Genomic DNA, 11732 nt, shown 5'->3' with positions numbered 1-11732 from the left:
GCCCATCGACAAGGGATGCAAATGTCAAAATCAATCCACTAGACCTCAATCTTCCTGATGATAGCGGCTGAGGCGACGGATGAAGCCAATGAGGCCGGTCTGGCGGCTGCGCTTCATCCGTTCGGCGTGCAGGATGGTGCGCACGCGCTCGAAACATTCCTCGACGTCGACATTGCACAACACATAGTCATAGCCGTCCCAATGGGCGATCTCGCCCGCGGCGCGCGCCATGCGGCCCTCGATTACTTCGTTGCTGTCGGTCGCGCGACCACGCAGACGCTTTTCCAGTTCCTCCATCGAGGGCGGCAGGATGAAGATGCGGACCACGTCGCCGCCGGCAATCTGATGCAGTTGCTGCGCGCCCTGCCAGTCGATGTCGAACAGCACATCCTTGCCGCTCTTGAGCATCGCCTCGACCGGCGCACGCGGCGTGCCATAGCGCTGGCCGAAGACATGCGCCCATTCCAGGAACTCATGGTCGTTCGCCATGCGGCGAAACTCTTCCAGGTCGACGAAATGATAATCCTTGCCATCGACTTCGCCCGGCCGGATCGTCCGCGTCGTCGCCGACACCGACATCGACAGGTCCGGTTCGCAGGCCAGCAATTTGCGTGCAATCGTCGACTTGCCGGCGCCCGAGGGCGAGGACAGGACAAAGAGAACGCCGCGGCGCTTGAAATCGGGGGTGTCGGTGGGAATGTTGTCGGCCATGGCCGCTAGTGGCGTCGTGGACGGCATTTTGCAAGAGCTTGGGGGAGAAGAGGCTTGGCGCGATCGCGTAAAGGAATGAAACAGCGGGGCTTTATCCTCGCTCTGCTGATCGCGCTGGGGGCTGCGGCGATCCTCTATCTGATGGGGCGCCCGCCGATCTGCACCTGCGGCACGATCGCGCTATGGCATGGGCCGATCGACAGCGGCAACAGCCAGCATCTGTCCGACTGGTACAGTCTCAGCCACATCATCCACGGCTTCCTCTTCTATGGCGCGACCCATTTGCTGATGCGCCGCAGGCCGCTCGGCATCCGCCTGTCGGTGGCGGTGGCGATCGAGGCGGCGTGGGAGATCCTTGAAAATTCGCCGATCATCATCGACCGTTACCGCACGGCGACGATCGCGCTCGGCTATTCGGGCGATTCCATCCTCAATTCGATGAGCGACATCGGCATGATGGCCCTGGGATTCCTGTTCGCGTCGCGCGCGCCCGTCTGGCTGACAATTATCGTCGCGATCGGCTTTGAATTGCTGGCACTGGCGGTGATCCGCGACAATCTGACGCTCAATGTCCTGATGCTCGCCTGGCCGATCGACGCGATCAAGGCCTGGCAGGGCGCGCTTTAGCCGGCCTTCTTGCGGGCGGCACGCGCCTCGTCGATCAGGATCGGCTTGGCGCTGGCGTCGGTCAGCAGCTTGGTCGCCATCTTGCGGTCCGCCTCGCGCTTCGCCTCATAGAGCTTGCCCGCGAGATATGCGCCGGTGAGGACCATGGCGCCGATCGGATAGCGCATGATGAGGCGCTTGGCCCCAGCGCCGGCGACCAGTCCGATCAGCCCCTTCTTGCCGGTGTCTGCCGCGACCCGCGTGGCGACCACCGTCGCGCCCAGACGCGCGGCTTTCCGAAGAAGGCCGGCCTTGCGTCGCTTGACCTCTGCGGCGCTGAGAGGTGCCTTGGGCGGGGTCGGGGCGGGCGTTTTCTTCATAGGGGATTAATGTATCGCACCCGCCCCGGTTCCGCCAGTTGATCTGGATCAGACCATATTTTCCGGCCGCACCAGCCGGTCGAAGGTCGGCTCATCGACCAGCCCCAGTTCGAGGCCGGCCTGCTTGAGTGTCAGCCCCTTCTTGTGCGCATGCTTGGCGATGGTCGCGGCATTGTCATAGCCGATCTCCGGCGCCAGCGCGGTCACCAGCATCAGCGAGCGCTCGACCAGTTCGGCGATCCGGCCCTCATTGGCCTGCATCCCTTCGACGCAGCGTTCGGCGAAGCTTTCCATGCCGACGCTGAGCAGATGGATCGAGCGCAGCACATTGGCGCCGATCAGCGGCATGAAGACATTGAGTTCGAAATGGCCCTGCATGCCGCCGACGGTCACCGCCTGATGATTGCCGATCACCTGCGCCGCCGCCATAGTCAGCGATTCGCACTGGGTCGGGTTGACCTTGCCCGGCATGATCGAGCTGCCCGGCTCATTGGCGGGCAGGTCCAGCTCGCCCAGGCCCGAGCGCGGGCCGGAGCCCAGGAAGCGGATGTCGTTGGCGATCTTGGTCAGCGCCACCGCCAGCGTGTTGAGCGCGCCGGAGAAGAAGACGAGGCCATCCTTGGCGGCCAGCTGCTCGAATTTGTTGGGTGCGCTTTCGAACGGCGTGCCGGCAATGTCGCTGATCGCCGCCGTCATGTCGTCCGCCCAGCCATCGGGCGCGTTGAGACCGGTGCCGACCGCCGTGCCGCCGATCGCCAGCTTTCGGATATTGCCGTTCAATGCGCCTTCGATCCGCGCCTTGCTGCTGACCAGCTGCGCGGCATAGCCGGAAAATTCCTGGCCCAGCGTCAGCGGCGTCGCATCCTGCGTATGGGTGCGGCCGATCTTGACGATATGACCCCAGCCTTCCGCCTTGGCGGTCAGCGCGCCGGTCAGCTTCTCCAGCGCCGGGATCAGCTTGTCGCGGGTCGCCAGCACGGTCGCGACATGCAGCGCGGTCGGGAAGCTGTCGTTGGACGACTGGCTCATGTTCACATGGTCGTTGGGATGGACCGGGCTCTTGCCGCCGCGCGTGCCGGCCAGCTGCTCATTGGCATAGCCGGCGATCACCTCATTGACGTTCATGTTGGTCTGGGTGCCGCTGCCGGTCTGCCAGATGACGAGCGGAAACTGGTCGTCGAGCGCGCCGGAGACGATCTGCTGCGCGGCATTCTCGATGCCCGCGACGATCGTCGCGTCCAGGCCATGTTTCGCATTCACCCGCGCCGCCGCCTGCTTCACGATTGCCTGCGCATGGACGATGCCGATCGGCATCCGCTCGGTCGCGCCGAAGGGGAAATTCTCGATGCTGCGCTGGGTCTGGGCGCCCCAATAGGCGTCGGCGGGCACCTCGATGGCGCCAATGCTGTCGGTTTCGGTGCGGGTAGCGGACATTCAGAACTCCCAGTTAAGAATCAATCGCAAAACTGGTTCCGATGTAGGGCGAAGGCGGGAAATTCCAAGGCGAAACTTGCGAATATCGCATAGCCCCGCGGTCCATCCCCATGACCGGCCGCAGGCCGCCCTGCAGCGGCAGGATCTGCGCCTTTACCGGGGTTTACCGCAATTGATCGGCGCACGCGCCCCGATATCCTGCCCGGCATCCAGGAGGAAAACCGCATGTCCGATCGTCCCGTCCTTGCCCTCCTCCTCTGCCTTGCCGCCACGACCGCTCCGGTCCACGCAGCAGAAGAAGAAAAATCATCCGACGATCCCACCAAGATCGCGACCAAGGTCGGCATCACCCGCGCCTCCGACGAATTTTCGCTGTCCGGATCGGTCGCGGTCGGCCCCAAGCTGAAATTCAATGCGCGCGTGTCGGAATCGGGCCTCTGGTCGGTCGGCGCATCCTATCTGTTCCCGGTTGCGATCCTGACCTTCTCGGCGGGCAAGAGTCATTTCGATTCGGGCGTGGAACAGACGCGCTATTCGCTCGGTGGCTTCGTGCCCCTGTCGCAAATCGGGCTGAAGACCGGAAAATTGCAGATGTTCGTGCCGTTCGGCTACAGCTACACCAAGGGGCATGGCCCGGTCAGCGATATCGACCAGAGCGATGGCCTGCCGATCGCGCTCAGCAGCAACAGCGGCTATGCCGGGCTGTTCCTGTTGCGGCCGCTGGGACCAAAGCTGACCGCGATGGCGGGCGGCAATGTGACCAGGGGCACCCATGATTTTTCAGGCGTGGCGCTGGGTGGTGGCCTGTCCTACCATCTTACGCGTCGCGACACGGTCGGCGCCAATATCAGCTATGTCGACAATAGTTTCGGGACGAGCCAGAAGCTGCGCTTCTCCTATCGCCACGAATTCTGAGCCTGCGGCCGATCCCGGCCGCCGGGCTCACTTCTTCTTGCCGAAATCCACCGTGACGACGTTGGAGCCATCCTCGGTCGTGACCAGCGGCGCGTCATTTTCGGCCATGTCATGGGGCTCGGGCTCTTCGTCGGCCTGAACCTGGAACTGCAGCGCGAAATTAACGGCGGGATCGACGAAGGCGGTGATCGCGCTGAAGGGAATGACCAGATGGGCCGCGACCTGGTTGAAGGTCAGGCTGACCTCGAAATGGCGGTCGCTGACCTTGAGATCCCAGAACTTGTTCTGGAGGACGATCGTCATTTCGTCCGGGAAACGTTCCGACAGATGCTTGGGGATATCCACCCCGGCGGCATGGGTCTTGAACGTGATGTAGAAATGATGCGCGCCCGGCAGGCCGCCGGTCTGCTGCACTTCGCCCAGCACGCGGCCGACGACCGCGCGCAGGGCCTCCTGCACGATTTCGTCATAGGGAATCAGGCTGTCGGGCAGGTCTTCACTCATGGGGCATATGTCCTAACGACGCGAAAGCGGCGGTCAACCCCCGCCCGAGAGGTACATCATCAGATTGCATGGCGCGCGCGACGCGCTATAGGGCGCGCATGCGCACGGCCGAGATTCACCGCAACACTGCGGAAACGCAGATCGACGTGACCGTCAACCTCGACGGCACCGGTCTTTACACCGTCTCCACCGGGATCGGTTTCCTCGACCATATGATCGAGCAGCTGTCGCGCCATTCGCTGATCGACATGACCGTCAAGACCGTCGGCGACCTGCATGTCGACCAGCATCACACCACCGAGGATACGGCGATCGCGATCGGCGAGGCGCTGGCCAAGGCGCTGGGCGACAAGCGCGGCATCAGCCGTTACGGCAGCGTCTATTCGCCGATGGACGAAACGCTGAGCCGCGTCGCGCTCGACATTTCGGGCCGCCCCTGGCTGGTGTGCAAGCTGCCCTTCACCGTCACCAAGATCGGCGAATGGGACACGGAAATGGTGGAGCATTTCTTCCACAGCCTGGCCCAGGCCGCCGGCATCACGCTGCACATCGAACTGCTCTATGGCAGCAACAACCATCATATCGTCGAAAGCGCGTTCAAGGGCCTGGCCCGTGCGCTACGCCAGGCGGTGGAGATCGACCCGCGCAAGGCCGACGCCATCCCCTCGACCAAGGGCATGCTCTAAGCATCACTTCCATAGAAAGGCCGACCCCATGTTCATCATTTCGCTGACCTATACGGCGCCGATCGATGTGCTGGACGGCCATCTGGCCGATCATCGGGCCTGGCTGGACCAGGGCATTGCCGATGGCTGGCTGCTGCTCGCCGGCCGGCGCGAACCGCGCACCGGCGGCATTTTGCTGGCGCGCGGCGAACGCGACGAGATCGCGGCGAAGGCAGCGACCGATCCCTTCGTCGTCAACGGCGCGGCATCCTTCGACCTGATCGAGTTCCTCCCGGCGCGCGCCGCCAGCGTCAATCTGGACACGCTGCTGCCATGACCATTGCCCTGATCGACTATGGCGCGGGCAATCTCCACTCGGTCCACAATGCCCTGCGCAAGGCGGGCGCCGATGATGTGACCATCACCGCCGATGCCGATGTCGTGGCCAGGGCCGACCGCATCGTGCTGCCCGGCGTCGGCGCCTTCCGCGCCTGCCGCGATGCCCTGGTGGCGATCCCCGGCATGGTCAACGCGATGAACGAGGCGGTGAACAGCCGCGGCATTCCCTTTCTGGGCGTATGCGTCGGCATGCAGTTGCTCGCCGACGCTGGCGAGGAGTTCGGCCGGCATGAGGGGCTGGGCTGGATTCCCGGCACGGTGCGCCTGATCGAACCGACCGATGCCTCGATCAAGGTGCCGCATATGGGCTGGAACGATGTGGTACTGAACGGCCAGCCGCCCCTGATCGAGGCCGGCGAGGCCTATTTCCTGCATAGCTATCATTATGAGGCCGCCGACCCGGCCCATGTCGCCGCCGTCACCGACCATGGCGGGCCGCTGGTCGCCGCCGTCGCGCGCGACACCATCATCGGCTGCCAGTTCCACCCGGAAAAGAGTCAGCGCTACGGCCTGTCCTTCCTCGCGCGCTTTCTGGACTGGAAGCCGTGATACCGCCCCTACCCCCGTTCGGTTCGAGCCTGTCGAGAACCGTTGCGCGTGGGTTCTCGACAAGCTCGAACCGAACGGAAATCGGATAATGTCCCTGATCGTCTTCCCCGCCATCGACCTCAAAGGTGGCCAGGTCGTCCGCCTGGCCGAGGGCGACATGGACCGCGCCACCGTCTATGGCGACGATCCCGCCGCGCAGGCGCTGATCTTTGCCGCAGCCGGCGCCCAGCATATCCATGTCGTCGATCTGGATGGCAGCTTTGCTGGCCATGCGGTCAATGCCGAAGCGGTCGAACGCATCGTCGAGGCCTTTCCCGGCCATGTCCAGCTCGGCGGCGGCATCCGCAACCGGGAATCGGTCGAGCGCTGGTTTGACCTGGGCGTATCGCGCATCGTGATCGGCACCGCTGCGCTGAAAGACCCCGCCTTCGTCAAGGCGGCGGCGCGCGATTTCCCCGGCGGCATCGTCGTCGCGGTCGACGCGCGCGACGGCTTCGTCGCCACCGACGGCTGGGCGGAAAAGAGCGACATGCCGGTGATCGACCTCGCCCGCCGGTTCGAGGATGCCGGCGTCGCCAGCCTGCTCTTCACCGATGTCGGCCGCGACGGCCTGCTCAAGGGCGTGAATATCGATGCGACCGTCGATCTCGCCCGCGCCACCGACATGCCGGTGATCGCCAGCGGCGGCGTGGCGGGGATCGCGGATATCCGCGTCCTCAGCCTCCATGCCGATGACGGGATCGAAGGCGTCATCACCGGCCGCGCCATCTATGACGGCCGCCTCGACCTCAAGACCGCGCTCGCGGTCGCGCAGGCGGCGGCTTGAACATATTACCGTTCGGGCTGAGCGAAGTCGAAGCCCAGGCCTGAGCGGAGCGAAGGCCCTCACTATGTTCGGGCGAGCCCTTCGACTTCGCTCAGGGCGAACGGAAAAAGGAAAATTGTCATGACCGTCCGCACCCGCGTCATTCCCTGCCTCGACGTTGCCAATGGCCGCGTGGTGAAGGGCGTCAATTTCGTCGACCTCAAGGATGCCGGCGATCCGGTCGAGCAGGCCAAGCTCTATGACGCGGCCGGCGCCGACGAGCTCTGCTTCCTCGACATCACCGCGACTCATGAGGCACGCGGCACCATATTGGACGTGGTGCGCCGCACCGCGGAAGTCTGCTTCATGCCCGTCACCGTCGGCGGCGGCGTGCGCAGCGCGGAGGACGCCCGCGCGCTGCTGCTGGCGGGCGCGGACAAGGTGGCGGTCAACAGCGCCGCCGTCGCCCGGCCTGAACTGGTGGCCGACATCGCCGACCGCTTCGGCGCGCAGTGCATCGTCGGTTCGGTCGATGCCCGCAAGGTGGGCGAGGGGCGCTGGGAAATCTTCACCCATGGCGGCCGCAAGCCGACCGGCATCGACGCGCTGGAGCATGCGCTGCGTCTGGCTGAACTCGGTGCAGGCGAACTGCTCGTCACCTCGATGGATGGCGATGGCACCAAGCAGGGCTATGACCTGGCGCTGACCCGCATGATCGCCGATGCCGTGTCGATCCCCGTGATCGCCAGCGGCGGCGTCGGCACCCTCGACCATCTGGTCGCGGGCGTGGTCGAAGGCCATGCCAGCGCGGTGCTGGCCGCTTCGATATTTCACTTCGGTCAACATACTATTGCTGAAGCGCATCAGGCGCTGGCCCGCGCCGGCATCCCCGTTCGGGGCCATTAAAGCGCGGAAAAGCGCCAAAATGTCGGGTTAATTGACATTAACCATATGGGGCCTTTGGCGGTCATCGGTCGCCAACCGCAGAAAAACGTCACTTGGCAAAATTGGCACGGTTACTGCGTAGACAGGGCGCAGGGTCGTTTCGAAGCGATTTGTCCATTTTGAAACAGGGTGACTTTTATGCAGATCAGCAAACTTCTCCTCGTAGCGGGTTCGGCCAGCCTGATGGGCCTCGCCATCCCTTCCCCCGCCAACGCCACCTTCTGCTGGTTCAAGTGCGGCGGCTCCAGCGGCGGCGGCACCTCGTCGGGTGGCAGCAGCGGTGGCACGCCGACCCCGGTGCCTGAACCCGAACAGATGGCGCTGTTCGGCATGGGCGCCGCCGTCCTGGCCGGCCGCGTCTTCTTCGCGCGCCGCAAGCAGAAGTAAAATTCATTTGACGGGTCGCGCGCGGGACGCTTGATGCAGCCCATGCGCGCGACCCTTCAAACCCTCGAACAGACCATCGCCGAGCGACGGAAGGCCGATCCATCGGCATCCTATGTGGCGAAGCTGACCGCCCGCGGCCGGGGCAAGATCGCCCAGAAGGTCGGCGAGGAAGCGGTCGAGGCGGTGATCGCCGCCATGGCCGACAATCGGGCCGAACTGGTCGGCGAAAGCGCGGACCTCCTCTTCCACCTGCTGGTGCTGCTGGCCGATTGCGGCATTCCCTTCGACGATGTGCTCGACGAACTGGACCGGCGCGAAGGCCTGTCGGGCCTGGTCGAAAAGGCCGCCCGTCCAAAGGATTGATCCGCTCCACGGAAAGACATTGCCTTCCCGGCGTTTGTAGATCAGCCTCCATTGTCGGAGCGCGTTTGAACGGGGAGTGAAGGCTATGATGCTGCGGACCATCCTGGGCGGACTGCTTGGCGGTTTCGCCATGTTCATCATCGGCTTCCTCTTCTGGGGCACGCCCCTGAGCGCGCTGGCGCTCAGTCGTGCCGATCCGCAGGCGAGCGCCAATCTCCAGGCCGCGATGGCGCAGGCGCTGGCCCGCAGCGGCACCGGCGTCTATGTCATCCCCGATCCCGCCACGGCGCAGGGCACCATCCTCTATGGCAAGGGGCCGGTGGCGATGCTTTTCTACAATAATGGCGGCTTCCCGGTGATGGACGGCTCCAGCCTGATCGGCGGGCTGCTGCTGGCGCTGGCCACCGGCGTGCTGATCGCGCTGGCGCTGCGCTTCGCCACCGGCGATTTCAACAGCCGGGCGCGTGTGTCGATCCTGTTCGCGCTCGCCACGGTGCTGTGGCTGCATATCGGCCAGGCCGTGTTCAACCATGCGCCCTGGGGCTACAGCCTCTATCTGGCGCTGAGCGATCTGGTCGCGCTGAGCGTGGCCGGACTGATCGCCGCGAAGCTGATGGAAGGGCGCGCCACGAAGCCGAGCGCATCAGACAGCACGCTCCACTGACGCCATCCGCAGCATGCAGGCGGCATGGCGCCGCGCGACCGCCATCCGGTCCGGGCCATAGCCGCCACCCATGCAACTGGCGACCGGAATGGCGCGCGCCAGCGCCTGACGCATCACCAGTCCGTCGCGCGCAGCCAGCCCCTCGTCGCTGAGCGCCAGCCGGCCCAGCCGATCATCCACATGACCGTCCACCCCGGCCTGATAGAGGATCAGGTCCGGCGTAAAATCATCCAGCACCCGCGGCAGCAACTCGCCCAGCGCCGCCAGATAGTCCGCGTCGCCGGTATCGTCGGCCAGGCCCAGATCCAGTGTCGAGCGCGCCTTGCGCACGGGGAAATTCTTCTCCGCATGGATCGACATGGTGAAGACATCGCCCCGCCCCGCCATCAGCGACGCCGTGCCATCGCCCTGATGCACGTCGAGGTCCAGGATCAGGATGCGGCTCGCATCTTCCTCCGCGATCAGCCGGTTGGCCGCGATCGCCAGATCGTTGAACACGCAATAGCCCGCGCCGCTGTCGGCCAGCGCATGATGGCTACCCCCGGCGGCATTGGCGGCATAGCCATGGACCAGCGCCAGCTTCGCCGCCAGCCAGGTGCCGCCGGGCGACAGCAGCGCGCGGCGCATCACCCGCTCGGTTACCGGAAAGCCGATCCGCCGTTCCTTTTCGGGCGGCACGGCGAGCGCCAGCACCTCTTCGACATAGGCAGGATCATGCACCGCCGCGATCCAGGACGCGGGCATCGGATCGGGCGCATGAACGGTCATCGGCGCGCGACTGTCGGCCAGCACGCCCATCACCAGGCCATATTTGTCGAAGCGCGCCTGCTGCCCGTCTGTGGCCGGGGAGACATAGGCGGGATGGTGAACGACGTGCAGCATGATCTTTTCCCGCTATCGCGATTTGATAGATGGCCGCTTTGCGCTATCTGGTCCAGCATGAACCGTCCCGATTTGATCCGTTTCCTCGCCCTGCCCCTGCTGGCCGCCGCCGCCATCCCGGCCGTAGCCCAGCCCCCGGCCATGACACCGACCCAGAGCGCGCCGCCGGCCGGCCAGGTCGTGCTGCCACCGCCGATGGCGGTGATGCCCCCGCCCGTGCCGTTGCCCGCCCTGTCGCAGGCGCAGGATGACTGGGCGAATGAATGGCTCAAGAGCGGCATGGCCGAAGGGCTGATGGCGCGCAGCAAACCGACCGCGCCGATGCACGGCCAGCAATTGCTGAACGCATTGCTGGATCGCGGCCGCGCGCTCAGCACCGGCCGGGTCGATACCGCCGACTTCCTGGAGGTCTGGGCACTGCGCCCCGCTGCCTTCGATCCGCGCCCCTCGCTCGCCAAGGCGATTGCCGAGGATCGGCTGCCGCAATGGGCCGCCAGCCTGACCCCGCCCTATTCGGGCTATGACGGGCTGCGCAAGGGCCTCGCCACTTATGAGAAGATCCGCGATACCGGCGGCTGGCCCAGCCTGTCAGCCGGCGCCTCGGCCGATGTCGTGCGCGCCCGCCTGGCGCTGGAGGACAAGAGCGTCACCGGCACCGAGCCGCTGACCGCCGCGCTGCAGCGCGCGCAGCGCCGCTATGGCCTCAACCCCACCGGCCTGCTCGACGCGCGCACCCTGACCGCGCTCAACGTGTCGGTGGATGATCGCATCGCCGCGATCATGGCCAATATGGAACGCTGGCGCTGGATGCCGCGCGAATTGCCGGTCAATCGCGTCCAGGTGAACATTGCCGCCGCCGTGCTGACCGTGTTCCAGGGCGACGAACCCGTCACATCGATGCGCGCCGTCACCGGCAGCCCGACTAACCAGACACCGATGCTGTCGTCGAACATCCATTCCATTGTGGTCAATCCGCCCTGGAACGTGCCGATGTCGATCGCCAGGAAGGAATTGTTCCCCAAGGGCCGCGCAACCCTGGCCAAGCAGGGCTACAAGATCGTGAAGACGCCCGAGGGCGGCGAGCGCATCGTCCAGCCCGCCGGTCCCAACAGCGCGCTCGGCCGGCTGAAATTCGATTTCAACAATCCCTTTGCCGTCTATCTGCACGACACGCCTTCGCGCGGAAAATTCTCCAGCTATGACCGGCTCGCCAGCCATGGCTGCATCCGCCTGGAAAAGCCGGTATCGCTGGCCGAACTGATGGTGGCGAGCGATCCCAGCCTGTCGGGCCAGATCCAGAGCCTGATCGACACCAACAAGACCCAGCGCGTGTCGCTGCCCTCGCAGGTCGCGGTCTATCTGCTTTACTGGACCGCCTTTGCCAGCAGCAACGGCACCATGAACTTCCGCGCCGATCCCTATGATTGGGACAAGCTGCTGGCCCAGAAGATCGAGGCCTCCAGCCGCCGCGTCGACCCCACTGCGGTCAATTCGACCGCCCCCGCAGCCAAGGACTGATCCCC

At 65.1% G+C, this 11732-nt stretch carries 16 protein-coding genes; 11 read left to right on the top strand and 5 right to left on the bottom strand.

The window, feature by feature from the left end; genetic code table 11:
• Positions 1-45 precede the first annotated feature (45 nt).
• Positions 46-711: a guanylate kinase gene (gmk, locus tag AC0KVN_RS11490; protein ID WP_004208560.1), complete on the bottom strand. Its 666-nt coding sequence runs from the start codon at positions 709-711 to the stop codon at positions 46-48.
• A gap of 75 nt (positions 712-786) precedes the next feature.
• Between gmk and AC0KVN_RS11485 the strand changes: the two genes are divergently transcribed.
• Complete coding sequence (locus AC0KVN_RS11485; RefSeq protein ID WP_010339650.1) at positions 787-1338, top strand: DUF2585 domain-containing protein; 552 nt, start codon at positions 787-789, stop codon at positions 1336-1338.
• Here the strand turns inward: AC0KVN_RS11485 and AC0KVN_RS11480 are convergent.
• Both AC0KVN_RS11480 and fumC read right to left on the bottom strand, forming a co-directional pair.
• Complete coding sequence (locus tag AC0KVN_RS11480) at positions 1335-1697, bottom strand: hypothetical protein (RefSeq protein ID WP_435567007.1); 363 nt, start codon at positions 1695-1697, stop codon at positions 1335-1337. The genes AC0KVN_RS11485 and AC0KVN_RS11480 overlap by 4 nt on opposite strands.
• A gap of 48 nt (positions 1698-1745) precedes the next feature.
• Complete coding sequence (gene fumC / locus AC0KVN_RS11475) at positions 1746-3131, bottom strand: class II fumarate hydratase (RefSeq protein WP_435567006.1); 1386 nt, start codon at positions 3129-3131, stop codon at positions 1746-1748.
• Positions 3132-3356: 225 nt separating this feature from the next.
• Between fumC and AC0KVN_RS11470 the strand changes: the two genes are divergently transcribed.
• Positions 3357-4046 carry a hypothetical protein gene (locus tag AC0KVN_RS11470; protein WP_435567005.1) on the top strand — a complete coding sequence of 230 codons (690 nt, stop codon included), beginning with the start codon at positions 3357-3359 and terminating at the stop codon, positions 4044-4046.
• Positions 4047-4073: 27 nt separating this feature from the next.
• On the opposite strand, the gene AC0KVN_RS11465 is transcribed toward AC0KVN_RS11470, so the two are convergent.
• Positions 4074-4550, bottom strand: a complete 477-nt coding sequence (locus AC0KVN_RS11465) for an SspB family protein (RefSeq protein WP_017500110.1) — start codon at positions 4548-4550, stop codon at positions 4074-4076.
• Between the two features lie 98 nt (positions 4551-4648).
• Here AC0KVN_RS11465 and hisB point away from each other — a divergent pair, with 98 nt between their 5' ends.
• From hisB to AC0KVN_RS11425, 8 genes are all read left to right on the top strand, one after another.
• A complete protein-coding gene (gene hisB, locus AC0KVN_RS11460) occupies positions 4649-5236 on the top strand; it encodes an imidazoleglycerol-phosphate dehydratase HisB (RefSeq protein ID WP_004208567.1) in 588 nt (195 codons plus the stop codon).
• 28 nt (positions 5237-5264) lie between these two features.
• Positions 5265-5552 carry a YciI family protein gene (locus AC0KVN_RS11455; protein WP_004208568.1) on the top strand — a complete coding sequence of 96 codons (288 nt, stop codon included), beginning with the start codon at positions 5265-5267 and terminating at the stop codon, positions 5550-5552.
• The gene (hisH, locus tag AC0KVN_RS11450; protein WP_435567004.1) at positions 5549-6163 is read left to right on the top strand and encodes an imidazole glycerol phosphate synthase subunit HisH; all 615 of its coding nucleotides are present in this window, start codon (positions 5549-5551) and stop codon (positions 6161-6163) included. Before AC0KVN_RS11455 ends, hisH begins: the two co-directional genes overlap by 4 nt.
• Positions 6164-6251: 88 nt before the next feature.
• Positions 6252-6989, top strand: coding sequence for a 1-(5-phosphoribosyl)-5-[(5-phosphoribosylamino)methylideneamino]imidazole-4-carboxamide isomerase (gene hisA, locus AC0KVN_RS11445; RefSeq protein ID WP_004208570.1), 738 nt, complete (start codon positions 6252-6254; stop codon positions 6987-6989).
• Positions 6990-7109: 120 nt separating this feature from the next.
• Positions 7110-7874: an imidazole glycerol phosphate synthase subunit HisF gene (hisF, locus tag AC0KVN_RS11440; RefSeq protein ID WP_010339646.1), complete on the top strand. Its 765-nt coding sequence runs from the start codon at positions 7110-7112 to the stop codon at positions 7872-7874.
• A 177-nt stretch (positions 7875-8051) separates the two neighbouring features.
• The gene (locus AC0KVN_RS11435; protein ID WP_037521159.1) at positions 8052-8300 is read left to right on the top strand and encodes a PEP-CTERM sorting domain-containing protein; all 249 of its coding nucleotides are present in this window, start codon (positions 8052-8054) and stop codon (positions 8298-8300) included.
• Positions 8301-8342: 42 nt separating this feature from the next.
• Positions 8343-8663 carry a phosphoribosyl-ATP diphosphatase gene (locus tag AC0KVN_RS11430; RefSeq protein ID WP_029548007.1) on the top strand — a complete coding sequence of 107 codons (321 nt, stop codon included), beginning with the start codon at positions 8343-8345 and terminating at the stop codon, positions 8661-8663.
• Positions 8664-8748: 85 nt separating this feature from the next.
• Positions 8749-9327 (top strand): hypothetical protein, encoded by a 579-nt coding sequence (locus AC0KVN_RS11425; RefSeq protein ID WP_435567003.1) that lies wholly within the window; start codon positions 8749-8751, stop codon positions 9325-9327.
• On the opposite strand, the gene AC0KVN_RS11420 is transcribed toward AC0KVN_RS11425, so the two are convergent.
• Positions 9307-10209, bottom strand: a complete 903-nt coding sequence (locus tag AC0KVN_RS11420) for a histone deacetylase family protein (RefSeq protein WP_435567002.1) — start codon at positions 10207-10209, stop codon at positions 9307-9309. The two genes, AC0KVN_RS11425 and AC0KVN_RS11420, sit on opposite strands and share 21 nt — an antisense overlap.
• 57 nt (positions 10210-10266) lie before the next feature.
• Here AC0KVN_RS11420 and AC0KVN_RS11415 point away from each other — a divergent pair, with 57 nt between their 5' ends.
• Positions 10267-11727 carry a L,D-transpeptidase family protein gene (locus AC0KVN_RS11415; protein ID WP_159367182.1) on the top strand — a complete coding sequence of 487 codons (1461 nt, stop codon included), beginning with the start codon at positions 10267-10269 and terminating at the stop codon, positions 11725-11727.
• Positions 11728-11732: the final 5 nt, after the last annotated feature.

The sequence above is a fragment of the Sphingobium sp. SG1 genome (genome assembly GCF_057063145.1).
This window is presented reverse-complemented; position numbering and strand designations above follow the sequence as displayed.

Coding starts and splice junctions, on each gene's coding strand:
- gmk (WP_004208560.1), bottom strand. CDS start 711: ATGGCCGACAACATTCCCACCGACACCCCCGATTTCAAGCGCCGCGGC.
- AC0KVN_RS11485 (WP_010339650.1), top strand. CDS start 787: ATGAAACAGCGGGGCTTTATCCTCGCTCTGCTGATCGCGCTGGGGGCT.
- AC0KVN_RS11480 (WP_435567007.1), bottom strand. CDS start 1,697: ATGAAGAAAACGCCCGCCCCGACCCCGCCCAAGGCACCTCTCAGCGCC.
- fumC (WP_435567006.1), bottom strand. CDS start 3,131: ATGTCCGCTACCCGCACCGAAACCGACAGCATTGGCGCCATCGAGGTG.
- AC0KVN_RS11470 (WP_435567005.1), top strand. CDS start 3,357: ATGTCCGATCGTCCCGTCCTTGCCCTCCTCCTCTGCCTTGCCGCCACG.
- AC0KVN_RS11465 (WP_017500110.1), bottom strand. CDS start 4,550: ATGAGTGAAGACCTGCCCGACAGCCTGATTCCCTATGACGAAATCGTG.
- hisB (WP_004208567.1), top strand. CDS start 4,649: ATGCGCACGGCCGAGATTCACCGCAACACTGCGGAAACGCAGATCGAC.
- AC0KVN_RS11455 (WP_004208568.1), top strand. CDS start 5,265: ATGTTCATCATTTCGCTGACCTATACGGCGCCGATCGATGTGCTGGAC.
- hisH (WP_435567004.1), top strand. CDS start 5,549: ATGACCATTGCCCTGATCGACTATGGCGCGGGCAATCTCCACTCGGTC.
- hisA (WP_004208570.1), top strand. CDS start 6,252: ATGTCCCTGATCGTCTTCCCCGCCATCGACCTCAAAGGTGGCCAGGTC.
- hisF (WP_010339646.1), top strand. CDS start 7,110: ATGACCGTCCGCACCCGCGTCATTCCCTGCCTCGACGTTGCCAATGGC.
- AC0KVN_RS11435 (WP_037521159.1), top strand. CDS start 8,052: ATGCAGATCAGCAAACTTCTCCTCGTAGCGGGTTCGGCCAGCCTGATG.
- AC0KVN_RS11430 (WP_029548007.1), top strand. CDS start 8,343: ATGCGCGCGACCCTTCAAACCCTCGAACAGACCATCGCCGAGCGACGG.
- AC0KVN_RS11425 (WP_435567003.1), top strand. CDS start 8,749: ATGATGCTGCGGACCATCCTGGGCGGACTGCTTGGCGGTTTCGCCATG.
- AC0KVN_RS11420 (WP_435567002.1), bottom strand. CDS start 10,209: ATGCTGCACGTCGTTCACCATCCCGCCTATGTCTCCCCGGCCACAGAC.
- AC0KVN_RS11415 (WP_159367182.1), top strand. CDS start 10,267: ATGAACCGTCCCGATTTGATCCGTTTCCTCGCCCTGCCCCTGCTGGCC.